This window comes from Sagittula stellata E-37 (genome assembly GCF_039724765.1).
Classification (GTDB): Bacteria; Pseudomonadota; Alphaproteobacteria; order Rhodobacterales; family Rhodobacteraceae; genus Sagittula; species Sagittula stellata.
Map to the genome: position 1 here is coordinate 48,780 of NZ_CP155731.1, position 23,165 is coordinate 71,944.

Annotated in this window: 24 protein-coding genes; 5 read left to right on the forward strand and 19 right to left on the reverse strand. The window is 64.7% G+C overall.

Translation table 11 applies throughout. The features are described 5' to 3' along the window. The first annotated feature begins 92 nt into the window (after positions 1-92). From ABFK29_RS23660 to ABFK29_RS23670, 3 genes are read left to right on the forward strand one after another with little or no spacing between them, the layout of a single operon-like run. Entirely contained in the window at positions 93-1,421 is a 1,329-nt protein-coding gene (locus tag ABFK29_RS23660) for a glutamine synthetase family protein (protein ID WP_005861482.1), read from the forward strand. A 3-nt stretch (positions 1,422-1,424) separates the two neighbouring features. Continuing rightward, a complete protein-coding gene (locus tag ABFK29_RS23665) occupies positions 1,425-2,138 on the forward strand; it encodes a glutamine amidotransferase-related protein (protein WP_005861484.1) in 714 nt (237 codons plus the stop codon). Beyond that, positions 2,135-3,400 (forward strand): cytochrome P450, encoded by a 1,266-nt coding sequence (locus ABFK29_RS23670; RefSeq protein ID WP_005861486.1) that lies wholly within the window; start codon positions 2,135-2,137, stop codon positions 3,398-3,400. Before ABFK29_RS23665 ends, ABFK29_RS23670 begins: the two co-directional genes overlap by 4 nt. Here the strand turns inward: ABFK29_RS23670 and ABFK29_RS25210 are convergent. The 12 genes from ABFK29_RS25210 to ABFK29_RS23725 form a co-directional block, all read right to left on the reverse strand. Further along, the gene (locus ABFK29_RS25210) at positions 3,366-3,557 is read right to left on the reverse strand and encodes a hypothetical protein (RefSeq protein WP_415857463.1); all 192 of its coding nucleotides are present in this window, start codon (positions 3,555-3,557) and stop codon (positions 3,366-3,368) included. The genes ABFK29_RS23670 and ABFK29_RS25210 overlap by 35 nt on opposite strands. A 433-nt stretch (positions 3,558-3,990) precedes the next feature. Next, positions 3,991-5,277, reverse strand: a complete 1,287-nt coding sequence (locus ABFK29_RS23675) for a TRAP transporter large permease (protein WP_005861490.1) — start codon at positions 5,275-5,277, stop codon at positions 3,991-3,993. Continuing rightward, entirely contained in the window at positions 5,270-5,764 is a 495-nt protein-coding gene (locus tag ABFK29_RS23680; protein WP_005861492.1) for a TRAP transporter small permease, read from the reverse strand. Before ABFK29_RS23680 ends, ABFK29_RS23675 begins: the two co-directional genes overlap by 8 nt. Next, the gene (locus ABFK29_RS23685) at positions 5,761-6,780 is read right to left on the reverse strand and encodes a TRAP transporter substrate-binding protein (protein ID WP_005861495.1); all 1,020 of its coding nucleotides are present in this window, start codon (positions 6,778-6,780) and stop codon (positions 5,761-5,763) included. Before ABFK29_RS23685 ends, ABFK29_RS23680 begins: the two co-directional genes overlap by 4 nt. Before the next feature lie 131 nt (positions 6,781-6,911). After that, positions 6,912-7,409 carry a flavin reductase gene (locus ABFK29_RS23690; protein WP_005861497.1) on the reverse strand — a complete coding sequence of 166 codons (498 nt, stop codon included), beginning with the start codon at positions 7,407-7,409 and terminating at the stop codon, positions 6,912-6,914. An 11-nt stretch (positions 7,410-7,420) separates the two neighbouring features. Then, on the reverse strand, positions 7,421-8,368 hold the full coding sequence (locus ABFK29_RS23695) for a PDR/VanB family oxidoreductase (RefSeq protein ID WP_157136561.1): 948 nt from the start codon (positions 8,366-8,368) through the stop codon (positions 7,421-7,423). Positions 8,369-8,376: 8 nt separating this feature from the next. Next, entirely contained in the window at positions 8,377-9,135 is a 759-nt protein-coding gene (locus tag ABFK29_RS23700; RefSeq protein WP_005861501.1) for an SDR family NAD(P)-dependent oxidoreductase, read from the reverse strand. Continuing rightward, positions 9,135-9,629 (reverse strand): aromatic-ring-hydroxylating dioxygenase subunit beta, encoded by a 495-nt coding sequence (locus tag ABFK29_RS23705; protein WP_005861503.1) that lies wholly within the window; start codon positions 9,627-9,629, stop codon positions 9,135-9,137. Before ABFK29_RS23705 ends, ABFK29_RS23700 begins: the two co-directional genes overlap by 1 nt. After that, positions 9,626-10,900: an aromatic ring-hydroxylating dioxygenase subunit alpha gene (locus ABFK29_RS23710; RefSeq protein WP_005861505.1), complete on the reverse strand. Its 1,275-nt coding sequence runs from the start codon at positions 10,898-10,900 to the stop codon at positions 9,626-9,628. Before ABFK29_RS23710 ends, ABFK29_RS23705 begins: the two co-directional genes overlap by 4 nt. Before the next feature lie 3 nt (positions 10,901-10,903). Next, on the reverse strand, positions 10,904-11,275 hold the full coding sequence (locus ABFK29_RS23715) for a hypothetical protein (protein ID WP_005861507.1): 372 nt from the start codon (positions 11,273-11,275) through the stop codon (positions 10,904-10,906). Between the two features lie 9 nt (positions 11,276-11,284). Beyond that, positions 11,285-12,424, reverse strand: a complete 1,140-nt coding sequence (locus ABFK29_RS23720) for an acyl-CoA dehydrogenase family protein (RefSeq protein WP_005861509.1) — start codon at positions 12,422-12,424, stop codon at positions 11,285-11,287. Further along, positions 12,421-13,575, reverse strand: a complete 1,155-nt coding sequence (locus ABFK29_RS23725) for an amidase (RefSeq protein ID WP_005861511.1) — start codon at positions 13,573-13,575, stop codon at positions 12,421-12,423. The genes ABFK29_RS23720 and ABFK29_RS23725 overlap by 4 nt, the downstream gene beginning before the upstream one ends. Before the next feature lie 168 nt (positions 13,576-13,743). On the opposite strand from ABFK29_RS23725, the gene ABFK29_RS23730 reads away from it, so the two are divergent. Both ABFK29_RS23730 and ABFK29_RS23735 read left to right on the forward strand, forming a co-directional pair. Then, positions 13,744-14,307 (forward strand): nuclear transport factor 2 family protein, encoded by a 564-nt coding sequence (locus ABFK29_RS23730; RefSeq protein ID WP_005861513.1) that lies wholly within the window; start codon positions 13,744-13,746, stop codon positions 14,305-14,307. 205 nt (positions 14,308-14,512) lie between these two features. Continuing rightward, positions 14,513-14,965, forward strand: coding sequence for a GNAT family N-acetyltransferase (locus tag ABFK29_RS23735; RefSeq protein WP_005861515.1), 453 nt, complete (start codon positions 14,513-14,515; stop codon positions 14,963-14,965). A 55-nt stretch (positions 14,966-15,020) separates the two neighbouring features. On the opposite strand, the gene ABFK29_RS23740 is transcribed toward ABFK29_RS23735, so the two are convergent. The 7 genes from ABFK29_RS23740 to ABFK29_RS23770 form a co-directional block, all read right to left on the reverse strand. Then, positions 15,021-16,523, reverse strand: a complete 1,503-nt coding sequence (locus tag ABFK29_RS23740) for an aldehyde dehydrogenase family protein (RefSeq protein ID WP_005861517.1) — start codon at positions 16,521-16,523, stop codon at positions 15,021-15,023. A gap of 18 nt (positions 16,524-16,541) precedes the next feature. Further along, positions 16,542-18,047 (reverse strand): tripartite tricarboxylate transporter permease, encoded by a 1,506-nt coding sequence (locus ABFK29_RS23745; RefSeq protein WP_005861519.1) that lies wholly within the window; start codon positions 18,045-18,047, stop codon positions 16,542-16,544. Between the two features lie 8 nt (positions 18,048-18,055). Then, a complete protein-coding gene (locus ABFK29_RS23750; protein WP_005861521.1) occupies positions 18,056-18,595 on the reverse strand; it encodes a tripartite tricarboxylate transporter TctB family protein in 540 nt (179 codons plus the stop codon). A 51-nt stretch (positions 18,596-18,646) separates the two neighbouring features. Beyond that, positions 18,647-19,585 (reverse strand): tripartite tricarboxylate transporter substrate binding protein, encoded by a 939-nt coding sequence (locus ABFK29_RS23755; protein ID WP_040604891.1) that lies wholly within the window; start codon positions 19,583-19,585, stop codon positions 18,647-18,649. A gap of 94 nt (positions 19,586-19,679) precedes the next feature. Beyond that, on the reverse strand, positions 19,680-20,525 hold the full coding sequence (locus tag ABFK29_RS23760; RefSeq protein WP_005861527.1) for an intradiol ring-cleavage dioxygenase: 846 nt from the start codon (positions 20,523-20,525) through the stop codon (positions 19,680-19,682). Beyond that, positions 20,522-21,610 carry a maleylacetate reductase gene (locus ABFK29_RS23765; protein ID WP_005861529.1) on the reverse strand — a complete coding sequence of 363 codons (1,089 nt, stop codon included), beginning with the start codon at positions 21,608-21,610 and terminating at the stop codon, positions 20,522-20,524. The genes ABFK29_RS23760 and ABFK29_RS23765 overlap by 4 nt, the downstream gene beginning before the upstream one ends. Position 21,611: 1 nt before the next feature. Continuing rightward, positions 21,612-22,979 carry an aminotransferase class III-fold pyridoxal phosphate-dependent enzyme gene (locus ABFK29_RS23770; protein ID WP_005861531.1) on the reverse strand — a complete coding sequence of 456 codons (1,368 nt, stop codon included), beginning with the start codon at positions 22,977-22,979 and terminating at the stop codon, positions 21,612-21,614. Between the last annotated feature and the right edge of the window lie 186 nt (positions 22,980-23,165).

A 23,165-nucleotide genomic window follows, 5' to 3' on the forward strand; every position in this document is an offset into this window, starting at 1 on the left:
ACGTTATAAATCAAAATGTGACCGGAAAAGGCCGTAACGTCAAGGCACGCGCAGAGCCTGATCCACAGGCCGATTGAACAGGGAACGACATCATGAGTGAGACGCACAGCCGTTTCGCGACCATCGCCATTGTCGACACGAACGGTTTGCTTCGTGGACAGAAGACGCGGGGCGCTGACATTTCGGGACTGCTTGAACAAGGGCCGGGCATGTCGCCCGTGCAACTGGCGCTGGACCCGACCGACGACATTCTGGACATGCCCGGTGTCACCGACGACACCGCCGACTTCCACGACGCGACCCTCGCCGTCGATGCGGCGAGCCTCAGGCATATCCCGTTCGAGCGGGACGAAGACAGCCCGCTGTATCTTGCCGAGTTCACCGGAGAGGCCGCCGCCTTTTGCCCCCGCGCCTTGCTGAGGAAGGTGCTGGGGCGCGTGCGGGACGCCGGGCTGCGCCCCAAGGTTGGCGTCGAGCTGGAATTCACACTGTTCGACGAGACACCCGCCAGTCTTGTTGCCAAGGGCTATGACGGTCTGACCACCGCGACGGCGCATCCCAGCCACGACCTGATCATCTATCAGGCTGCGCAATCGAGGTTCTATGCCGCCGTTGCCGACATGTGCGGGCCGCTCAACATCGGGCTGGGCAAGATGCACGAAGAGATCGGCGGCGGCTTCATGGAATGCTGCATCTCGGCCACCGGCGCGCTGGAGGCCGCGGACCAGTCAGCCTTGCTCAAGAACTTCCTGCGGGTGCTGGCGATGGGTCAGGACAAGACCGTATGTTTCATGCCGCGCTGGTCGGAAGAGGCGGACAGCCAGTCGATGCATATCCATGTCTCGCTGGCGGATGCCGAGGGCGAGCCGGTGTTCTGGAACGCGCAGGCCCCCGACCGGATGAGCGACAGCTTCCGCCAGTTCATCGGCGGGATGCAGACCTATCTGCCCGCGCTCATGCTGATCTTTGCGCCGACGGTCAACGCGTGGCGCCGCTTTGCCCCCGGGACCTTTGCCCCGCCCGCCTTTTCCTGGGGTGTCGAGAACCGCACCACCGCCTTCCGCGTGGTCGGTCACGGCGCGCGCTCGCTGCGGGTGGAAAACCGCCTGCCCTGTTCAGATGCGAACCCGCATCTTGTCATCGCGGCCACCCTCGCCGCCGGTCTGGCCGGCATCGAGGAGGGGCTGGAGCCAAGTGCCCCGACAAGGGGAAACGGTTATGTGCCGGGTGTGGCGCAGGGCCCTGCCCTGCCCGACGGCATGAACGCCGCAATCGAGGCGCTGCGCGGATCGAGCCTTGCCGCCGATTGGCTGTCGCCGCGCTTTGTCGAAACCTTCAGCGCCACCCGCGCCGATCAGGCCCGCAAGTTCGAGGGCAAGACCCTGATCGACGAACGCCGCCGCTTTTTCGAGCTGGGGTAAGCCATGAAGATCGGTATTCTCGAATGCGGTGAGAACCGCCCCGACTGGGCCCGCTTCGGGCGCTTCGCCGACTGGTTCCCGCCGCTTCTGGCTGAAGCGGGTCAGCCGTTCGACACCCGGTTCTATGCCGTGTGGCAAGGCGAATTGCCCGACAGCGCAGTTGAATGCGACGCCTGGCTGCTGACCGGCAGCCCGGCCAGTGTTCTGGACGATGCGCCGTGGCAGCGCGCGCTTTCGGACTTTCTTGCCCCGCTTGTCGGGCGCGTGCCGCTGATCGGGATCTGCTACGGGCACCAGCATCTGCATCACATGCTGGGCGGGCGGGTCGAGGAGTGCCGCGACTGGGGCATCGGCGTCCACCATTACGACGTCACGGCCCTGCCCGACGGGGTCGAAGAGGACGACGGCGGCGGCATCAGCCTGATTGCCCTGCACCACGATCAGGTGACGCACCCTGCCCCCGGAACCCGGGTTCTGGCCGGGTCGGCCTTTTGCCCCTACGGCATCACGCAGATCGGCCCGCGTACGCTGACCATCCAGCTTCACCCCGAAATGGACCCGGCCTTCGCCGCCGAGGTCTACGACTTTGAACGCCAGAGGATCGGCGAAGCCGCCACGGAGGCCGGGCTCGCCGCTCTGGATAGCCCGCGCCAGACCACGCGCGCCGCGCAGTGGATCATGGCGTTTCTCGCCCATGCATCGGAGGACAGGACATGACGACGACCGAACAGACCAGACCCCGGACCCGGATCGACCTTGCCGATGCGGGGTTGTGGCAGGACGGTCCGCCGCAGGCGGAATTCGCCCGCCTGCGCGCCGAAACACCGGTCGCCTGGAACGAGCGCCACGACGGGCACCGCGGCTTCTGGGCGGTGACTCGCTACGATGACATCGTAGCCGTGTCCAAGGACACCGAGACCTATTCTTCGCGCAATGGCGTCATCTCGCTCGACGATTTCGACGACGCGCAGAACGACAAGCGGCGCACGCTGCTGGAAATGGACCCGCCGCAACACGGCAAGATGCGGATGATCACCCTGCCCGGCTTTACCCGGCGCGGTGTCGGCGGGCTGGAGGCAGACGTGCGCAACCGCGTCGCCGCCCTGCTGGACGACCTGGCCGGCACGGGAAGCTTCGAGGCGGTCGAGACGCTGACCAAGCAGGTGCCGATCATCACGCTCTGCTCGCTCTTGGGTATTCCGACCGACCGGACCAAGGATTTGATCCGCTGGTCGGACATGCTGATTGGTTCGGACGATCCGGACTTCGTCGATCCGATCGTGGACCAGTATTCGGAGGCCGAGCGCCGGATGATGCCCTTCGGCCATCCCGCCGCGCTTCAGGCCTTCGAGATGGGGCGCGAGCTGGCCTCGGACCGACGCGCCAATCCGCGCGAGGATGTGATCACGATGCTGGTGCAGGCGCAGGTGGACGGGCGTCCCCTGACCGAGGACGAATTCCTCAATTATTTCCTGATGCTGGTCGTGGCCGGCAACGAGACCACGCGCCACACGATGAGCCACGGTCTGCGCGCTCTGGCCGATCATCCGGGCGAATGGGATCGTTTTCGGGCCGGGGGGATCAAGAGCCAGACCGCCACGGACGAGATCCTGAGATGGGCCTCGCCCGTCCATTTCGTGCGCCGGATCGCAACGCGGAACATGGCACTGGCCGGCGCAGAGATCGCCACGGGGGACAAGGTCGCGATGTATTTCACGTCAGGCAATCGCGACGAGGCTCACTTCGATGCGCCCGACCGGTTCGACATCGGCCGCGCACGCAACCCGCACATGGCCTTCGGCAAGGGCGGGCCGCATTTCTGTCTTGGAAACTTCGTGGCCCAGTTGCAGATTCGCGTTTTGATCGAAGAACTGGCCACCCGCGTCGCCCGGATCGAAACCACGGGGCGGGTGGACATCCTGCGCTCGAACCACATCCACGGGGTCAAGGCGCTGGATCTCGCGTTTCATTCCGCGTGATCCGGGCGCAAAGGGCCGCCGCAATGCTCCGGCCCTTTGCACGGCGCGCAGCGGCGATGGTGTTCATGCACGCGGGGACACCGGCATGGACCGAGGTTTCTAGCACGATCTCGGGGATCTCTTCCCGGCTCACGCCGGTATTCATCGCCGCGCGCATCTGAAAGTCGAATTGGCCCGGCCCGCTCAAGCATATCCGAGAACGTATGGCTTAGGACCAAATCCGCAGCCTCTGGGTGGCACGCGTCCAGTTCCTTTGCCCCGGCTCAGGACGCTCCAGTTTGGCAAGCACACGGGTCAGACGATCGGATGTATCGCTCATGTGTCCACCCTTCATGCCTTCGTCGGTGCGGCGCGCGCCGGAAACCGGACGTTCGGCGCGGCCTGAAAATCGCGATGCGCGCGGTCAAGCCGGACCGTGCGCACGTGTGTCGCTGCACCGGGTGGGTACACTTTGACTACAAGCTTGCCGTTTGCGGCACGGAGGGCAAGAGGCCCCCACGTGCACCAAACGCGCCGTTCGATGGAACCGGGCATCCGGGCCGCGCCAAAACGCGGCGGAGCCACACAGGCCCGGCACAGGCCCGCGCGCCTCACATCATGCGCGGCAGGAACAACACCAGCGCCGGAAAGGCGAGGATCAGCGCTACGCGCACCACGTCGACCAGCAGGAACGCCCAGAGGCCGCGAAAGATCGTGCCGAGTGAGACATCCTTGACGACCGACTTCAGCACGAAGGCGTTCAGACCAACGGGTGGCGTGATATAGCTCAGCTCTGTGACGATCACCACGTAGACGCCGAACCAGATCAGATCGTAGCCCAGCCCGGCCACTATGGGATAGAAGATCGGGATTGTGAGGGTGATCATCGACAGCCCCTCCAGAACGCAGCCCAGGGCAAGGTAGATGGCCGTGATGATCAGGATTGCCACCAGCCGGTTGTCGGTCACGGTCACAAGGTCCTGAATGTCGCGGCCCATGCCCGACAGGTTGACGTAATTCGCGAAGGTCAGCGCGCCGAAGAGGATCAGGAACATGCTCGCCGTGGTCTTGGCGGTGTCGAAGAGCGTGCGCATCAGGTCGGAGAGGTTCATCCGGCGTTGCAGGATAACCAACAGGAACGCGCCCCCAGCCCCCATGCCCGCGCTCTCTGTCGGGGTGAAGACGCCAAGGTAAATGCCGCCCATCACGAAGACGAACAGGCAGAGCGCTCCGATCACGCCCTTGAGAGAGTATAGGCGCTCCGCCAGTGGCAGCTTGGGTTCGGTCGGAAGATCGAACTTGCCCGTGGCGATGGAAATCCGCACGGCGACGACGTATAGCGCGATGCCGATCAGACCCGGGACGATGCCCGCAAGGAACAGCTTGCCGATGTCCTGCTGGGTCATGATCCCGTAGAACACCAGAATGACGGAGGGCGGGATCAGGATGCCCAGAGTACCCCCGGCTGCGATCGAGGCCGTAGACAGGCTGTCGGGATAGTTGAACCGTCGCATCGACGGCATGGCGATCTTGGTCATGGTCGACGCGGTGGCCAGCGATGAGCCGCAGACCGACGAAAAGCCTCCGCAGGCGATCACGGTGGCCATGGCCAGCCCGCCCTTGCGGTGACGCAGCCAGGAATAGGCGGCTGTGTAGAGGTCGTTGGCGATGCCCGACTGGACGACGAAATTGCCCATCATCAGAAACAGCGGCAGGATCGACAGCGCATAGGCGCGGCTGTTGTCGAAGAAGGTCTGCCCCAAGAGCGCCAGCGACGGCGCCCAGCCGATGATCGCCACGGTGCCGATGGTGCCCACGAGGGTCAGCGCCAGCCCGATGGGCACGCCTGCAAAGAGCATCCCGAAGAGGACGACGAGACCGATTTCCCACTCAGCCATTATGGCCTCGCTTTCCTAGTATCTGCACGAGGGTGATGACCGCAGCCGCTCCACAGAGCACCGCCACCCCGTAGGCGAGGGGCGCAAGCGGCAGCTTGAGCGTCGGCGTCGTGCCGCCATACCCGGCGATCTGGTCGCCGATCTTCCACAGCCGCCACGCTACCACCCCGAGAATGCCGGAGGAGACCAGCGCCACGGCTGTTTCCAGAACGGCCTGGAGCCAACCGGACAGCCGTGCCGTCAGAACGTCGACATAGATATGGTCGCGGTCGAGACTGGCGGCGGGCAGGCCGATGAAGATCACGGCGGCCAGCATCAACTCGGTCAGTTCGGTGGCGCCCTTGACCGGTGCGTTCATCAGATAGCGCCCCAGCACGTCCGCCATGGTCAACAGCATCATGGCAAGCAGCAGCACCGCGCATATCGCTGCGATGCCGCTGCGCAGCCAGCGGGTCACCCCGCTGGCTGCAGAAATCGTTGCGGTCATTCCGCTTCGAGCTTGGCGATTTCGTCGAGCAGCATGTCATAGGCCGCCTGCCCGTCGACGCCGGTCTCGGAGATCAGGGCGATGTTGGCTTCGATCACCGGCTTGAACCGCTCTTTCAGCGTGGCGATGTCCTCGGGCGTGGCGTCGTAGATGTCGAGTTTGCCCTCCATCGCGGCGCGGCCCGCCGCGTCGGCCTTGTTCCACATCTCGCCCGCCTTGTGCGCGAGCGGCTCGCCGATGATCTCTTCGATGGCGGCCTGGTCCTCGGGTGCGATGGAGTCCCATTTTGCCTGGTTCATCACGAAGAGGAAGGCGGTGTTGTAGACCCCACCCTCTGCCACGAAGGCCGACGACAGCAGATCCCCCAGCCGGAAGAAGTTGACGGACTCCCACGGGAAGAAGATCCCGTCCGCCACCTTCTGGCTCAGCAGCTCATAGGATTTCGACGAAGGCCCTTCGACCGGTACGGCGCCGAGCAATGAGGCCAGGTCATGCGCCACGACTGAACCGACACGGATCTTCTGGCCTTCGAGGTCGTCGACGCTGGCGATCGGCGAAGACGAGAAGATCTGTCCCGGTCCATGGGTGTGGACGGCCAGCACCTTGACGCCTTCGTATTCCCCGGCCTCGGCCAGCATCGCGTCGTGCACGCGCTGATAGGCCACCGAAGATACCACGGCATCCGAGGTCAGGAAGGGCATCTCGGCGACGGCGGAGGTCTTGAACCGGCCCGGCGTGTAGCCCTGGACCGAGTAGCCGATATCGACCACGCCGTTCTTGACGAGATCGAAGGTGGCAGGGGGCGGTCCCATCGGGGCGGGCAGGACGTTGACCGTGACGCGGCCCTCGGTGACGCGCTCGATATCTTCGGCGAAGGGCAGCACAAAGTCGGTGACCTGCGGATGGGTCGGCGGCAGCCAGCTGTTGAGCGTGAGGACGGTATCTGACCACCCGGCGGTTGCGGTGGTCACGGTCGCCACGCAGGCGGTGGCAAGAACTCTGGTTATGGTTTTCATTCGAGCGTTTCCCTGTTGGTTGAAAGAAGTGCCCCGTTCATCCGGGGTCTGGTTGGGTTTCTGGCCGGGGGCGGAGATAAGGGGTGGTCCGCCCCCGGCCGACACCCCTGCTGGCGCGCGTCCGGGGAGGATCAGGCGGGCCTGTGCAGGTGGTGATAGTCGCGGCTGAAGTAGACGAGCCCGGCGGCGGGCCGGTCCGACAGGTGCACCGCGCGGACTTCGCAGAACATCACCGAATGGGTGCCCTGTTCGAGCAGGCTGCCGATCCGGCAATCGAGCGCGACATTGGCATCCGTCAGCACCGGAGAGCCAGTGGCGCGGGTGATCCAGTCGCCATAGGCGAAGCGGTCGACGCCTTCGACGTAACGGGCGAAGGTGTTGCACAGGTCCTGATGCTGGCTGGCCAGCACGTTGACGCAGAGCGTACCGTTCTGCAGGAACTTGTCGTGCACAAAGCTGTTTCGGTTGATGCAGACCAGCACCGTGGGCGGGCTGTCAGTGACCGAGCAGACTGCCGAGGCGACCAGCCCGTGTTTGCCCGCCGGCCCGTCGGTGGTGATCAGGTTCACCGCCGCGCCCATGCGGCTCATGCCTTCGCGGAAGGCGATCTGGTCTTCGGTCAGGTCCATGTCGTCCCCTTTCAGATGTCCAGCACGAGTTTGCCGCGCCCGCGCGAGCAGCAGACGCACATCTGGTCGCCGTCTTCGCGTTCTTCGTCGGTCAGGAACTGGTCGCGGTGGTCGATGTCCCCGCTCAGAACGTCGGTCACGCAGGTGCCGCAGACGCCTTCTTCGCATTTGACGTCGATCTTGATGCCGTGCTCGGCCAGTTTCTTGGCGATGGTGTCTTCCGGCCCGATCGTCAGCGTCACACCCGAGGCGCGGGCCTCGACCTCGAAGCTGTCGCCGGTCAGGTCCACATCGGCCGAGAAATACTCGCGGTGCACGTTCCCGGTCGCGTGGCCCGCCGCTTCGGCGGTGTCGATCACCCAGTCCATGAAGCCCTGCGGGCCGCAGACGTAAAGATGCGTGTCCGGCGCGGGCGCGGGCAGGTCGCGGGTCAGGTCCAGCTTTTGCTCTGCCGCTTCGTCGTCGTGGTGGAACACCACGCGGTCGGAGAATGGCGCAGCCTTCAGCGCGTCGTGAAAGGCGGTCACGGATTGCGAGCGGGTGCAATAGTGCAGGACAAAATCCTTGCCGAGCGCGTGCAGCCGTTTCGCCATGGCGATCATCGGTGTGATGCCGATGCCCCCTCCCAACAGCACCGTCTTTGTGGCGCTTTCATCCAACGGGAAGTGGTTGCGCGGGCCTTCGACCTTCAGCGTCGCGCCGGGCTGTGCCACGCGGTGCACCTCGACAGAGCCGCCGCGCGAGGCCGGGTCCTTCAGCACGCCGATCTCGTAGAACCCGGTTTCCGCCGGGTCGGAGCACAGCGAATACTGGCGCCACAGATCCACGTCGGGCAGGTAGATGTCGAGATGCGCGCCGGCGGTGACGGACGGAAGGTCGTCGCCCGTCAACCGGATGCGGGCGATGCCGCCCCGGTCGTCGATCCGCTCGGTCACGGTCAGGGTCATGGTATCGGTCATGTCGAGGCTCATCTCATGTAGATCCCGCCGTTCACGTCCCAGCAGGCGCCGTTGACGAAGGCCGCGCGCGGGGCTGCGAGCATGGAGACCAGCTCGGCCACGAACTTGGGATCGCCGAGGTCGCCCACGGGGATGTTCTTCCTGGCGGCGTCGATGTTGTCGCCCAGGACCTCGCGCACCATGGGCGTGTCCATCGGGCCCGGCGCGATGGCGTTGCAGGTCACGCCAAAGGGCGCGAGGTCGCGGGCAAAGATCTTGGTCAGCGTCAGGATCGCGCCCTTGGAGGCGGCGTAATGCGCCCCCGTGGCCGTCCCGCCGTTCTGCCCGGCCAGCGAGGCCATGTTGACGATCCGGCCATAGCCGCGCTCCTTCATGTGGCGGCCGAAGATCTGGCAGCCGGCAAAGGTGCCGCCCGCATTGGTGGCCATCACCTCGTTGAAGAAGGCGGGGTCGATGTCGAGCACCGGCTGCACGGCTGTGCGCGCGGCATTGTTCACCAGCACCTCGACAGAGCCGTAGAAGGTGATGCACTGGTCCAGCACCGTCTGGAAATCTTCGGGCTTTGTCACGTCCAGCGTAGCGGTCGTCGCCGTTTCTCCGGAGAGGTCCAGTTCCGATGCCAGAGCCTTGGCATGCTCCGGTTCCATGTCGGTGATGACGACGCGAAAGCTGTCGCGGTGCAGGGCGCGGGCGACTTCGGCGCCAAAGCCGCGCGCGCCGCCGGTGATGACGGCGGTCTGAATCTGATCTGGCAAGGGCGCCACCATCAGAACAGATAGCTGAACGAATTCAGCATCCCGTCGGAGTTGAGCAGCTTGACCACTTTGCGGTGCAGCTTGAAGCCGCCGTCAACGGCCTTCAGCTCGTAGTAGGCGTTGCCAGCCCAGGTCCGCTGACGCCCGAACTTGTCCTCGATGAGATGCTCGGCCGCGCGCACGGCGATCAAGTCGCCCTCGGTCTTGTCGATCACGATACGGCTGATCGTGCGCACGGTGACGGCGGGCGGCGCCGAGGAAATCGAGAACCCGGCCTGAAAGCGCCCGATCCGGTCACGCCGCATCTTGGCGTTGTCGTAGCACAGGTTGAGCTGGTTGGCGTAATCCTCGCCCGCGCCCATCGGCATGATGTAAAGCCCGTCCTCGGTCCAGAGGTCCAGCCACTCGTCATAGGCGCAGGCGTCCAGCAGGTCGGCCTCGTGCCAGAGAAACCGGGTCACATCCATGAGAAGCGCATTGGTGTCGATCTTGGACATCTCGGTCATGCCATCATCCTCTTCCACATCTTGTAGGCGGCGCGCATGCCGGTCTCGGCGCTGATATGGCCACGCGGGCCGGCGGTGCCCGGCTCTTCGTCGACCATGCCGCGGTTCACCAGGATGGGCAGTTGCTCGCCGCCCTTGGTACCGCGCTGGACGCGCTCCCAGACCTCGGCGTCATCGGGGCTGCCAAAACCCATCGGGCCCTGGAAGTGCTCGTGCAGGCGCAGGCGCATCTGGTTCGCCGCCGCCGGGCCGCCATCCATGCCAAGCGCCATGTGGCGGATATCGGTCCGCTCGACGCTGACCGGGGTCAGCACCCGGAAGAAGGCGAGGCTGAAGGACACGTTCGGGAAGAGGTTCAGGTTGAACCCCGCCCCGCCAACCGCGCGGACGATGCGGCGCACCTGGTCATCGGGATAGCCTTCGTCGCGCAGCTCCTGCGCCAAAGCCGAGAAGCGTTCCGGGATCGGCGCGTCGAGATTGGCCTCCAGATCCTCTAGCTCGGGGATCATCATCATGACCGAATGGCCATTGCCCAGGTCCTCGACCCAGCCCTTGCCCTTGTCGAGAAAGTCGAACATCTCGTTCGTCGCGCCGTCGAGCGTCTGCATGAAGCTCTTGTGCACCACCGGGAAGTGGTAGGCGTCGGTGGTGTTTTCCAGCTGCACCTTCCAGTTCATCGGCACGGTGAACTGATGCTCGCCCAGCACCTTCACCGGGAACCCGCCGCCCTGTTTCATGAACAGGTCGATATAGCGGCAGACCTCGGGGCCGAGGAAATCGACCAACGGTTCGATGTCGTCGTTGAAGGTGGCGAAGACCATGCCGTTATAGGCCTCGGTCCGCAGTTTCAGGAGGCCATGCTGGGCTTTGTCGAAATCGTCGCCGTATTGCTCGGGGTAGGGCAGCGCGCGCAGGCTGCCGTCCAGCGCATAGCCCCAGCCGTGATAGGGGCACTGGAACGAGGCGGTCTTGCCCTTCTTGACCTCGCAGACTGTCGCGGCGCGGTGACGGCAGCGGTTGACCATGCAGTGGATCTTGCCCTTGCGGTCGCGCACGACGATCACGGGTTCCAGACCCACGTTTGACAGCTTGAACGACCCCTTGTCGGGGAATTCGCTTTCATGGGCGACAAAGACCCAGGTCCGCTTGAAGACCTTCTCCATCTCTTCGGCGAACAGATCGGGGTCTTCGTACATCTCGGTCGCGACCTTGGCGTTCTCTTCGTCGTAGAGCGCGTCGAGATCGCTGAATTTCGGCATATCGAGGGACATGGCTCAGCTCCTGTGCTGTGCGGGAATTTCCAAGGCGCGACCCATGCGCGCCTCGACGGTCATGTACTTCCACAGGCGGTCGTTGCCTTCGCCCACCTGGATGGTGCGCAGCAGGTTGCAGGCGGCCTGCACGGTCTCGCGGTCGGGGAAATCGGCCATGATGTACCAGGTGAAGGGGAAGCCCTGCGTCGCGCCGACCATGGTCTGGTCATCGTCGAAGGTGCCGGTGATCTCGACGCCCTCCAGGTCGGCGATGCCGCGCATCAGCGCCTGCGTCGCGGTCCAGACCGGGCCGATCTGATCGAAGGGCAGCGAAAAGAACGTCGGGTGGTTGTTGAAGCACAAAAGCGTGCGGATCGGGGTCTTGTCGGACATCGGGGCCTCCTACGGGTAGCCGGGCATGGTGGGTTCGTCGAACATCGCCGCACCCGCCCCGGTAAAGGTGCCTTCGGACAGGAAGGCGTGCTGGGCGACGGACGCGGCGTCGATCATGTTGCGGATCAGGGGGTGGCCCTGCTCGATGGCGTTGGACCCGCCAAGGGCGAAGGCCAGGCGCGCGGCCTCTGCCCCGTCGCGGGCCGCCTTCGAGGCGACAAGGCGCAGGCGGACATGCATGTCGCGGTCCACCGCCTCCTGGTGGTCGAGCTGCTCCCAGGCCTCGTCCTGCGTGTCGTAGAACGCGGCCCGCGCGCCGAGGTAGAGCCCCCGGGCCTTGGCGTATTCGGCTTGCAGGTAGGGGCGCGCGCCGGGCTTCGGGGCACCGGTGACCGACTGGCGACTCGCGCTTTCGTGGATATAATCCAGCGCCGCGCGCGCCGCGCCAAGCGCCACGACGGCAAGAACCTGGCTGGCCAGCGCCATGGAGGGATAGCGGAACTGCTTGTCGTCCATGCTGGGTTTTGCGCCCCGCACGAAGGTCCACTCGGGCGGCACCACCACGCCATCGACCTTGATGTCGTGGCTGCCGGTGGCTGCCAGTCCGACTGTTTTCCAGGTGTCGACCACCTCGACCTTTTCGCGGGGCATGATCGCGATCAGTGGCAGCTTGGTGTCGTTGCCTTCTACCTTGATGCCAGCACCGGCCAGGTCAGCGCCCATGATGCCCGAACCCCATGGCCATTGCCCGCGCACCTCGTAGCCGCCGTCGACTGTCTTGGCTGTCTGCGGCGGGAACATCGCACCGGCAAAGACCGTGTCGGGATTGGTCCGGAAGATCTTGGTATAGGTCTCGACCGGCAGGGTCGCGAGATACGTGGCCGAGACGCCGAAGCTGGCCACCCAGCCCGCCGAGGCATCGGCGGCCGAGATGTCCTCGATCAGGCGGCAGAAGGCGGATGGCGACATGTCGCTGCCGCCGAACCGTTCCGGGACGAAGGCACGGTAGACGCCAAGCGCCTTGAACTGGTTCACCACGTCCTGGGGGATATGGCGCAGCGACTGGAACTCCGTCGCGCGGGCACGGATGCTGTCGAGCACCGCGTCCTTGGTTTCGGGCTTTTGAGCCACGGGGGCTTGGGCGTTCATGCGAACTCCTCCTTTCGGAACATGGGGCAGGTGTCGGCCATCCATTCGGCAACCGCGCAAAGCTGCGCATCGGCGCCCTTTCGGCCGACGATCTGAAGACCCAGCGGCAGCTCCCCGAGAACGGGAAGCACAATCGCCGGATGGCCGGTCAGGTTGAACGGCCGCAGGAAGCGGGTCAGCGGCAGGACCTTTGCGGGATCCGTGGCCTCGTCCAGCGTCGGGGGCACGGTCGGCATTGCAGGGGTGATCAGCACGTCAACCGAGGCCAGCGCCGCGTCCACCTCAGCTGTGAACCGGGTCCGGACGTCTTCGGCTTGCTCAAGCCGGTCAGGCGTGATCGCCCCAGCGGCGGACAGCCGTGCGCGCACGTCATCGCCAAGCCGCGGGTCGTCCAGCAAGGCGTGGCAGGCTCTGTAAGTCTCTGCGCCGATCACCGTCATGGCCGCGTCGAAGGCCTCTTCCATGCCGGGAAGCTGGACGTATCCGGCCTCTGGCAAGCCTTCCATCAGGCCGTAGACCAGCGGTTCTCCGATCCGCGGATCGAGGTCGTCGACCCTCACACGCGCCATGCGCGGCGCGGCGGTCAAAGGCTCTGGCGTAAACGTCGGATCGGCGGCCTGCATCGCACGGGTCAGCACCTTGGCGGAGCGGGCTAAGACACCTACGCAGTCCAGCGTGCTTTCTGCCGGATGGCAGCCGTCGCGGCTGATCCGGCCAAAGGTGGGCTTGATCCCGTAGAGGCCACAGCAGATCGCGGGCTGGCGGACCGAGCCGCCGGTATCGGTGCCGACCGCCGCGTCGCAGAGGTCCCCGGCCACGGCAACCGCCGACCCGGAGGACGAGCCACCCGGAATGCGGTCGGGCCAGCGCGGGTTCACCGGCGTCCCGAAGGCCGCGTTCACCCCGGTCATACCGTAGGCGAGCTCGTGCATCTTGGCCTTGCCCACGACATGGGCACCGGACGCAAGCAAATCTTCGACAACCTTCGCATGGGCCTTCGCCGGGGCGCCGTCGGCCAGCGCGGCAGAGCCCGAGGCCGTGACATGCCCGGCGATGTCGATGCAGTCCTTCACCGCGACCGCCAGACCGTCAGCGGTCCCGAGGTCGAGGTTTGAAACGAATGCAGAATATCGGTCCGTCGAGACGGTCATTGCGCTTTCCCTGTGGTTCTGGTGCCCGTCTTTGGTCGCGGGATTTACAGTAAAATTACCGCGTCATTGATCTCAGTCAAGAAAATTCATGTGAATTTTACATTTTCCTGTCGCTCGCACAGTTTATCGGCTATTTTACGGGAATATTACCACAACAAGGAGGCTCCAATGTCTGAGAATCAGATCGAACAGCTGCAAACCCGGATCGCGATCCTTGAGGCCGAGGCCGAGGTGCGCCGGGTTCAGGCGCGCTACATGTTCCTGTGCGACACACCGAATCCCGAGTTCGGGTGCAACGACGATGCCGAGCGTATCGACCGGATCATGGAGCTGTTCGCGCCCGAAGCAGTCTGGGAAGGCGTCGGCGAATACTATGACAACCAATTCGGCCGGGCCGAGGGCTGGGACGCGGTCAAGAAGCACTTTCAGGGCTTCTGGGGGGGCAAGACCGATCCCGCCCTGATCCTGAACTGCCACTACCTGACGTCCGAGCAGATCCGCGTGTCTGACGACGCCATGACCGCCGAAGGCAATTGGGTGCACATGCAGCCCTGGCTTTTCTCGGACGGCAAGGCGCTCTTGCGCTCGTCGCGGCTTTGGAACAGCTACCGCAAGTGCGAAGACGGCAAGTGGCGCTATACGCGCAACCGGACGGAAAACGTCTTTGTCGCCCCCCTGCCCGCGACATGGGCGTCGGACTACCCGTCGAAATCGGTGCTGATGACGCCGTGAAGACCCGACGCGCAAACGGCGCATACAAAGGGTCCGGAGCTTGCAGGCCCCGGACCCTTTATTGTATCGGAACACGCGTTTAAGGTCGCTAGACCAAGACATCCATAGAAGGAGAGTCATGCACAGAGGTCTCGATTGAACCGCAGTTTGCGGTATCGCCCGGCAGAATTGCCGGCCCTTTTTGCATGACAACTATGGAGGTCTCATGGAGACCAATACCCTGACGATCCGGCCTTTTGACTGGGCCCGGGATCTTACGACCCTGTCCGACATCTGGTTTGACGCATCTCTGAAAGCGCACCCGTTCATCGGGGAACCGAGGCTGCGCGAACAGCGCAAGCAGATCGAAGACCAGTACCTTCCCAAGGCCGAAACCTGGGTTGCCTGCCTTGATGACAAGGCGGTCGGGTTCATCAGCTTGTTGGGACACTTCGTCGGCGGGATATTCGTCGCTCCCGACTGCCACCGTCTGGGCATCGGGCGGCGGCTGATCGCGCATGCGCTGGACCTGAAGGGGGAGCTTTCCCTCGAGGTTTACACGCACAACCAACAAGCCGTCCGCTTCTACGACACACTTGGCTTTGAGGAGGTGTCACGAAGGGACAAGGATGACCTTGGGTGTCCCTTTCCCAATATCACTCTTCACGTGAAAGCCTGAACGCGCGCCGGGCAAAGCGCGCTTTGCCCGGCTCATGCCTGTCCCCACAAGTGGCTTAACTATAGGCGACGCAGACCGACTTGGTTTCCAGGAAATTATCCAGCGCGCCCGACCCATGCTCGCGCCCGATCCCTGACTGTTTGAAGCCGCCGAAGGGCATGTTCTGGTCAGGGATGTTGTGGCTGTTGATCCAGACCGTCCCCGCCTGCACCTTTGGCACCAGCCGCATGACGCGGTTGATGTCCCGACTCCACAACGACGCGCCCAAGCCATATCGCACGTCGTTGGCCATCGCGATGACCTCATCCTCGGTGTCGAAGGGGGTGATCGTTGCGACCGGGCCAAAAACTTCGTCCTGCATGAGCGCCGATTGCGCCCCCGCCCCTTCGAAAAGCTGAGGCGCGACGAAATACCCGGCGTCGGGCGCCTCGCCGGACAAAAGCGGTGTCGCCCCGTCTTCGATTCCCTTGTCGATGGCGCCTTTGACATGGGCATGATGTTTGGCGCTGACCAACGGGTTGATCTGGTTCGCCGGGTCCATGCCCGGGCCGATGGGCAGGGAGGAGACGATGTTCTTGAGCACACTCACCGCCTCTTTGTAGATGCCGCGCTGGATGAACAGCCGCGCGCCCGCGCAGCAGGTCTGCCCGGCGTTGAGAAAGATCCCGATCCCGGCGGCGGGGCCCAGCAGGGACAGGTCCATGTCGTCGAACATGACCATAGGGGCCTTGCCGCCCAGTTCGAGAGTCACGGGTTTGACGTCCTGCATCGCTTGAACGCCGATTTTCTTGCCCGTCTCGGTCGAGCCGGTGAAGGTGATCTTGTTCACGCCCGGATGACGTACCAGCGCCGCGCCCACGGCTCCGCCTCCGGTCACGACATTGACGACGCCGTCGGGGAACCCGGCCTCGCGCACAAGCTCGACCAATCGCAAGGAGGTCAGCGGCGTTTCCTCAGCCGGTTTCAGCACCACCGTGCAGCCTGCCGCCAGCGCGGGCGCGATCTTCCACACGGCCATGTTCAGCGGGAAGTTCCACGGCGTGATCGCGGCCACGACGCCGACCGGCTCCTTGCGGGTGAAGGCGGTGTATTGCGTGCCCGGCGGGATCGCGATGGACACGTCGAGCGTCTCGCCCCGGATCTTGGTGGCCCAGCCCGCCATGTAGCGGATGTATTCCGCCGAGGACATCACCTCGATCAGGCGGCTCATCATGATGGACTTGCCGTTCTCCAGCGTTTCGAGCTGCGCGAGCTCTTCGCCGTTCTCTTCGATCAGGTCGGCGAGTTTCAGCATCAGGCCGGTGCGCCCGGCACCGGACATGCTGCCCCAGGTCCCCGCCATTGTGGCACCGGCGGCAGCGACGGCGCGGTCCACATCCGCTTCGCTGGCCTCCGGCACACTAGCCAGCACCGTACCGTCGGCGGGGTTGAAGACATCGAAGCTGCCCGCTTCGCCGTCGCAGCTTGTGCCGCCGATCAGCATCTTCGGGGCTTTGAGAAAGTCGGTGACGGCAGCGGCGATGCTGCTCGGGGCCTTGTCGGGGGCGCCAATCTTCATGGTTAACTCCTTTGTGCCTTACGCACGCGTCTGGGGGTCTGGGGACGCCTCGGCCGACCACTCACGAACCGTGGTGCGGATGGCCTGGACGACGATGAACAGGATGGCGAGGACGAGGATCGCGGAAATCGGGCGGCTGACGAAATCGAGCGGGCCTTCGATCCGGGCCGCGGCGGCGCGCAGTTTGACCTCCATGATGTTGCCGAGAACCATCCCGAGGATGATCGGCACCACCGGCAGGTTCAGCCGCTTGAGGATCAGGCCGAACACGCCGAACCCGGCGGCGACCAAGCAGTCCACGGCCGAATTGCGGAGCGAGTAGATGCCCACGAAGCTCATGATCAGGATCGCCATGCCCAGGAACCGGGTCGGCACGCGGATCAGGCGGATCAGCAGGTTTGACGACACCAGCATCCACAGGATCACGATGACATTGAGTACGATCAGCGCCAGATACAGCGCATAGACGAAGTCGAGCTGGTTCTGGAACAGCCCCGGCCCCGGCACCACGTTGTGCACGTAGAAGACCGACAGCATCATGGCGGTCAGCGCCTCGCCCGGGATCCCCAGCGCCAGCAGCGGGATCATGGCGGCGGCGGGCACGGCGTTGTTGGCGCTTTCCGAAGCGACAAGCCCCTCGGGGCTGCCCCTGCCGAAATCTTCCGGCGTCTTCGAAAAGCGCCGCGCGGTGGTGTAGCTGAGGAACTGGGCCGTGAACTCGCCCACGCCGGGGATCATGCCCATCAGCACGCCATAACTCGACCCGGTCAGCGCCACCCGCTTGAAGCCCAGCACTTCGCGGATTGCCCGGACCATGGACCCGCTGACGGGCTGCGTGTCGGGCGCGCTTTCCGGTTCGATCATCAGCGCGAAGGCCTGCGATATCGCGAAGAGGCCCAACACCACGACGATCAGGTCGAGCCCCGAGGTCAGCCAGCCCATGCCGAAGGTATAGCGCATGGTGTAGGCGACCGGCTCCATTCCGACCGATTGCAACAGGATGCCGAGGCCCGCCGTCATTCCGGCGGCGGCCATCTGGCCCTTGTGGGCGATGATCACCAGGACGATCCCGAGGAGCGCCGCGAGGAATATCTCGCGGGAGCCAAACATGGGCGCGACCTTGGCCAGGACCGGCGACAACAGGATCAGCACGAGGATGGAGAAGATGGCGGACAGGAAGCTAGCCCCGTAGGCCAGTCCAAGGGCGCGCAACGCCTGACCCTTACGCGTCATGGGATAACCATCATAGGTGCTTAGCGCATTGACCGCCGTTCCGGGTGTGTTGATCAGGATCGCGGGCAGTGAGCCGCCGTACATGCTGGACCCGTAGATCCCCAGCAGCAGGGTCAGGCCGACCAGTGGCTCCATCGAAAAGGTCGCCGGCAGCAGGATGGCGATGGCGACCGCAGGCCCGACGCCGGGGATCGCACCGATGACGACGCCCCCGATCGAGCCGACCAGAAGCGCCGCGATGACTTGCCAGTGCATCAGGTGCCCGGCGGCGAGTGAGAGTGTGTCCAGCATCTGAAGCCCTACAGGTTCATGATTGCAAAGCTGCGGATCGCGGGGGGCAGCAGATCATAAAGATCGCCCGCGGGAATCCGCACCCCAAGGCCCGCGCGAAACACCAGCACCACGGCCACGGCAAATCCCGCCGAGGCGAAGATCGCCCGCGGGCTGCGATAGCCCAGCCGGATTCCCAACGTAACCGACAGGATCAGCGTCGCGGGCAGGTAGCCCACGACCGGCATGACGGTGACATAAGCGACGAACCAGGCGACGAATTCCAGCGACCTGCCCCAGGCCATGACCTCTTTCAGCCGGCCGGGCAGGCGTGGGGCGTTGACCGTCGACACAAGATGCGCCAGTCCGAACAGCACCATCATGGCCACACCGACGGCGGGCCAGAAGCCGGGCTGCGCCACAAGCTGTTTCCCGGCGGTGAAACTGGCCTCCTGCGGCAAAACCGCAGCCGCCGCGAGCGCTATGACAAAGAAGGCAACCGCAAAGACCAGGTCACCCGGCTGCCGTTCGCGACGGAACATCGCGAGGAAATTGAACACGCGTTTCATGTGTTTGTCCGCATGGCTTGGGGGGCGACCCGATGCCGCCCCGCCGGGGCCTTACTCGCCCAGGAATTCCGAGATGCGCTTCAGCGTCTCGGCATCCTTGGCCATCTGCGCATTGGACTGGTCGGCATCCAGCCAGTAGACTTCGGCCCCGGTCTCTTCGGACAGGGTCCTTGCGTCGTCGGAGGCCATGACCTCTGCCGCAACCTTGGCGATCTTGTCGCGCACATCCTGCGGCGTGTCCTCGTGTACGAAAAGCCCGTTCCAGGTCGAGAAATCCAGCTTCGGCTCGATCTCGCCCGCCGTCGGCACGTTTGGCAGTACCGGAATGCGGTTGTTGGTGTCGGCCATCAGGATGGTCAGGTCGTCGAGGCAGGGACGGATCAGTTGCAGCGTCGTGTTGATGACATCCGCATCGCCCGAGGCCAGCGTGTTGCAATCCAGCGCGTCGAAGGCGGCGTCGGTTGCATAGGCGAAGTCCAGTGCCTTGGCCATGGCCAGGCTGTGACGCGCCGGGCTGGTGACAGCGCCGAAGTGGCCCAGCGTCACCGGGTTGTCGCGGGCATAGGCGGCCAGCTCGTCCATGGTCTTGTAGGGCGCGTCCCCCGCCGCCGCGAGCACGAAGGGATAGGTGACGAAGATGCCTATCGGATCGAACGGATTGCCCTCAAGCGGCGGAATGCCGATATAGGGGCCGACCATGGGCACGTCGATGACGAAGGACCCGACCGTGTATCCGTCGGCAGGCGCCATCGCGACCTCGACCGCGCCGGGGAAGGGCCCGCCGCCGCCGCCGGGCTTGTTCACGACGGCCGCGGGCACATCGTAGGTTTCCTGGAACTTGTCGGCAATCATCCGGGTCAGGATGTCCTCCAGATCGCCCGGGGGCCATGGCACCACGAATTCGACGGGCTTTTCCGGATATTCCGCCTGCGCCATTGCGGGGATGGCCGCCAACATGGCAATGGCGGTGGTCTTGAGTAGGTTTTTCATGATTAACTCCCTGTTCGCTGTCCGTCAGTCTGTCATTTTTACGTGATTTTTCACGTCATTTTTCATTTTAAAGGGATCGCGTTTGCGTGTTTGCCTAAGTTGGCGGCAGCACGAAATCGTAATCGGCGCGCCACCGAACCGCGCTTTCGGCGTCCTCAGTGGCGACGAAATTCACGATCAGCGGCGCCTTGACCCCAAACACCGCGTCGCTTTCCAGATAAGAGTCTCCGGCCACGAATGTGTGGGTGATGAGCCGGGCAAAGCCGGGCGCCGAGATGAGAAAGTGCATATGTGCCGGGCGGTAGGGATGGCGCCCCAGTTGGCCCAACATCTGGCCCACAGGGCCGTCGTCGGGGATAGGATAACTGACGGGCTTGATCCCGGTGAACCAGTAACGGCCATCGTCCCCGGTTCGGAACACGCCGCGATTGTTGTGCTGCGGCTGGGTGTCCGGCTGCTGCACATCGTAGAAACCGTCCGCATTGTCGGACCAGACATCCACCGTCGCGCCCGCGATCGGGTGGCCGTCCAGATCGACGACCCTGCCTTGGAACAGGCAGGGCTCGCCTACCCCGTCCAGCGAGATATTGGCGCCCATCTCTCGCTCCGGCACCCCGTCGACGTGGAACGGGCCGAAGACGGTAGAGGGGGTCGAGCCGGCGGGCTTGCGGTTGTTGACCGCGTCCACCAGCATCGAAACGCCCAGCACGTCCGACAGAAGGATGAATTCCTGCCGCGTGTCCGAACACATCTGGCCTGTGCGGGTGAGGAAGTCGATGGCGATCTCCCATTCGGCCTCGGTCAGGGTCACGTCCTTCACGAAGGCATGTAGGTGCTTGACCAGAGACGCCATGACCTCTGCCAGACGCGCATCGGCCTGCGGAGAGACCCGCGCGGTGACGGCCTCGACGGACCCGGTTTCGGTAAAATACTCGGTCATGTCTTTCCCTCGCTGATCGGGGCATCGCCCGCCCACGCCCGGGCAAGCGTGGCGCGGATGGCTTCGGCCTCCAGCGGCCTTGGGTTGGGATAACGCGCCTGCATGGAAAGCTCGGTGGCGCGGTCGATGGCGTCTTCCGGCAGGTCCAGTGCCCGCAGGCTGACCGGCGCGCCCAAGTCGCGGGCCAGCGCGTGCAGTCCTGCCGCCGGATCGTCGCCCAGGATCGGTCTGAGTGCGGCCATCACCTCAGGCACCGCGGGCGCGTTATAGGCCAGTGCATGGGGCAGGATGACGGTATGCGTCTCGGCATGGGGCAGCCCGAAGCTGCCGCCCAGCGTGTGACAAAGCTTGTGATGCAGCGCCATCCCGACATTGCCCAGACAAGTGCCGCAGAGCCAGGCACCGTAGAGCGCCGCCTCGCGCCCAGCCCCGCCCGCAGGGTCGGCGGCAATCCTTGGCAAGGCCCCCACCAGCGCGCGGATGCCTTCCAGCGCCAGCGCATCCATCACCGGGTTGCCGTTCGGCGCATACAGGGCCTCGACCGCATGGGCGATGGCGTTGATCCCCGAGGTGACGCTCATCCCGGCGGGCAGGCTGTGCGTCAGCTCGATGTCGTAGATCACCACCTCTGGCTGGATTTCGGGACCCGAGCGGGTGGTCTTCAGCCCGTCCTCGGTCTCGCCCAGGATCGGCGTCATCTCGGACCCGGCATAGGTGGTCGGCAGGACCACCTGCGCGACTCCGGTGCGCGCGGCCAGCGCCTTGCCCAGCCCGATGGTCGAGCCGCCGCCCACCGACACGACGCCATCCACGCCCGCGGCGGTCAAAGCGTCCAGCGCAACCTGCGTCACATCTGTGGGCGTGTGCATGGCCGCGCCGCCGAAGACGCCCACCGCCAGATCGCCCAGCCCCTGTGCGATCTCCTCGCCCATGCCTTTCTGACCGGGGGTCGTCAGGACCAGCGCGCGGGTGATCCCGGCGGCGGCCACCTCTTCGGCCAACGCGCTTCGGGTGCCCGCGCCGAACAGCACCCGCGTCGGCAGCGGGTTGAACCGAAAACTGTCGCGCGGGAGCGTTCCGATCATGTCACTGCTCCGCGTCGTAACGGTCGCAGGCCTTGGTCAGCGCATCCACGATGATGTCGATCTCGGGCTCCTGGATAACCAGCGGCGGCGACAGGATGATGACCGACCCGGCCGGGCGCACGATGGCGCCTTCCTCGCGAGCATAGCCGGCGATGCGTTCGACGATCCCATTGCCCGGGTCCATCGGGCTGCGCGCGTCCTTGTCCGACACCATGTCTAGCCCGACCATCAAGCCCTTGCCGCGCACCTCGCCGACGATGGAGCAGCGCTCGGCCAGCGGCTTCAACCCTTCCAATAGGCGCGCGCCCATCTTGGCGGCATTGCCGGGCAGGTCCTCCTGCTCGACTATGTCGAGACAAGCCAGAGCGGCGGCACAGCCGACCGGGTGCCCGGTCGAGGTGTAGCCGTGCATGATAATGCCCGTTTCGGAGAATTCCTTGTACCAGGCATCCGCCACACGCTTGTTCAGCGCCGTCGCGCCAAGCGGCACGTAGCCCGAGGAAATCCCCTTGGCGAGACACATGATGTCGGGCTTCACGCCCCAGCCGCGCGCACCGAACATCGACCCGGAGCGCCCGAAACCGGTCACGACTTCATCGGAGATCAGCAGCACCTCGTACTTGTCGAGCACCGCGCGCAGCTTCGGCCAGAAGCTGGCGGGCGGCACGATCACCCCGCCCGCGCCCTGCACGGGCTCCGCAATGAACGCGGCGACGGTCTGCGACCCCTGTGCCTGAATGGTGCGCTCGATCTGGGTTATCACCGCATCGGCCAGTTCCTCGGGGTCTTCGCTGTAGGGGTTGCGATAGGTCCAGGGGCTGTCGATCTGGAAACATCCGCCCAGGAGCGGCTCGTAGGCGTTGCGGTAATAGGGCGCGCCGTTCACCGAAAGGCCGCCAAAATGCACGCCGTGATAGCCCTGCTTGAGCGACAGGAACTTGGTACGCGTCGGCTGCCCCACCAGATGCCAGTACTGCCGCGCCAGCTTCAGTGCGGTCTCGACCGCGTCCGAGCCGTTGGCCGAGAACATCACCTTGGTGATCTCTTCCTCTGCGGCCATCTCGCAGACCTTGGCCGACAGCTCGATGGACGGCGCCGTGGCGGAGCCGGAGAACGAGGAATAATAGCTGATCCGGTCCATCTGTTCGACGATGGCCTGCTTAACCTCTGCGCGGTTGTGCCCGACGTTCACGTTCCAAAGGCCGCCCACGCCATCGACCAGCCGGTTGCCGTCGAGATCGGTCACGTAACAGCCGTCGCCATGGGTGATGATCTGCGGCGGATGCTCCGCGCTCATCATCGGGTGGGTCATCGGGTGGAACTGGTGGCGCGTGTTCTCGGCGCGCAGAAAATTGTCGCGATCAAGCATGTGGGTCTCCCTTGACTGGCGATGTGGGCGGGCGGTCTTCGTCCTCCCCTTCGCCTTTGCCACAGGCTGCGGCAGAAACAGGCCCCTAACCCATTGCATTTCGCGTCACAAATCCGATACTTTACGACAAAATGGTAAAGTTACCGAAAAATACACCTGGTACGCCCCAGATTGGCCCGACCCCTT

Excerpts from the sequence above, each read along its gene's own strand:
- ABFK29_RS23660 (WP_005861482.1), top strand. The coding sequence starts at position 93 with ATGAGTGAGACGCACAGCCGTTTCGCGACCATCGCCATTGTCGACACG.
- ABFK29_RS23665 (WP_005861484.1), top strand. The coding sequence starts at position 1,425 with ATGAAGATCGGTATTCTCGAATGCGGTGAGAACCGCCCCGACTGGGCC.
- ABFK29_RS23670 (WP_005861486.1), top strand. The coding sequence starts at position 2,135 with ATGACGACGACCGAACAGACCAGACCCCGGACCCGGATCGACCTTGCC.
- ABFK29_RS25210 (WP_415857463.1), bottom strand. The coding sequence starts at position 3,557 with ATGCGCGCGGCGATGAATACCGGCGTGAGCCGGGAAGAGATCCCCGAG.
- ABFK29_RS23675 (WP_005861490.1), bottom strand. The coding sequence starts at position 5,277 with ATGGCTGAGTGGGAAATCGGTCTCGTCGTCCTCTTCGGGATGCTCTTT.
- ABFK29_RS23680 (WP_005861492.1), bottom strand. The coding sequence starts at position 5,764 with ATGACCGCAACGATTTCTGCAGCCAGCGGGGTGACCCGCTGGCTGCGC.
- ABFK29_RS23685 (WP_005861495.1), bottom strand. The coding sequence starts at position 6,780 with ATGAAAACCATAACCAGAGTTCTTGCCACCGCCTGCGTGGCGACCGTG.
- ABFK29_RS23690 (WP_005861497.1), bottom strand. The coding sequence starts at position 7,409 with ATGGACCTGACCGAAGACCAGATCGCCTTCCGCGAAGGCATGAGCCGC.
- ABFK29_RS23695 (WP_157136561.1), bottom strand. The coding sequence starts at position 8,368 with ATGACCGATACCATGACCCTGACCGTGACCGAGCGGATCGACGACCGG.
- ABFK29_RS23700 (WP_005861501.1), bottom strand. The coding sequence starts at position 9,135 with ATGGTGGCGCCCTTGCCAGATCAGATTCAGACCGCCGTCATCACCGGC.
- ABFK29_RS23705 (WP_005861503.1), bottom strand. The coding sequence starts at position 9,629 with ATGACCGAGATGTCCAAGATCGACACCAATGCGCTTCTCATGGATGTG.
- ABFK29_RS23710 (WP_005861505.1), bottom strand. The coding sequence starts at position 10,900 with ATGTCCCTCGATATGCCGAAATTCAGCGATCTCGACGCGCTCTACGAC.
- ABFK29_RS23715 (WP_005861507.1), bottom strand. The coding sequence starts at position 11,275 with ATGTCCGACAAGACCCCGATCCGCACGCTTTTGTGCTTCAACAACCAC.
- ABFK29_RS23720 (WP_005861509.1), bottom strand. The coding sequence starts at position 12,424 with ATGAACGCCCAAGCCCCCGTGGCTCAAAAGCCCGAAACCAAGGACGCG.
- ABFK29_RS23725 (WP_005861511.1), bottom strand. The coding sequence starts at position 13,575 with ATGACCGTCTCGACGGACCGATATTCTGCATTCGTTTCAAACCTCGAC.
- ABFK29_RS23730 (WP_005861513.1), top strand. The coding sequence starts at position 13,744 with ATGTCTGAGAATCAGATCGAACAGCTGCAAACCCGGATCGCGATCCTT.
- ABFK29_RS23735 (WP_005861515.1), top strand. The coding sequence starts at position 14,513 with ATGGAGACCAATACCCTGACGATCCGGCCTTTTGACTGGGCCCGGGAT.
- ABFK29_RS23740 (WP_005861517.1), bottom strand. The coding sequence starts at position 16,523 with ATGAAGATTGGCGCCCCCGACAAGGCCCCGAGCAGCATCGCCGCTGCC.
- ABFK29_RS23745 (WP_005861519.1), bottom strand. The coding sequence starts at position 18,047 with ATGCTGGACACACTCTCACTCGCCGCCGGGCACCTGATGCACTGGCAA.
- ABFK29_RS23750 (WP_005861521.1), bottom strand. The coding sequence starts at position 18,595 with ATGAAACGCGTGTTCAATTTCCTCGCGATGTTCCGTCGCGAACGGCAG.
- ABFK29_RS23755 (WP_040604891.1), bottom strand. The coding sequence starts at position 19,585 with ATGAAAAACCTACTCAAGACCACCGCCATTGCCATGTTGGCGGCCATC.
- ABFK29_RS23760 (WP_005861527.1), bottom strand. The coding sequence starts at position 20,525 with ATGACCGAGTATTTTACCGAAACCGGGTCCGTCGAGGCCGTCACCGCG.
- ABFK29_RS23765 (WP_005861529.1), bottom strand. The coding sequence starts at position 21,610 with ATGATCGGAACGCTCCCGCGCGACAGTTTTCGGTTCAACCCGCTGCCG.
- ABFK29_RS23770 (WP_005861531.1), bottom strand. The coding sequence starts at position 22,979 with ATGCTTGATCGCGACAATTTTCTGCGCGCCGAGAACACGCGCCACCAG.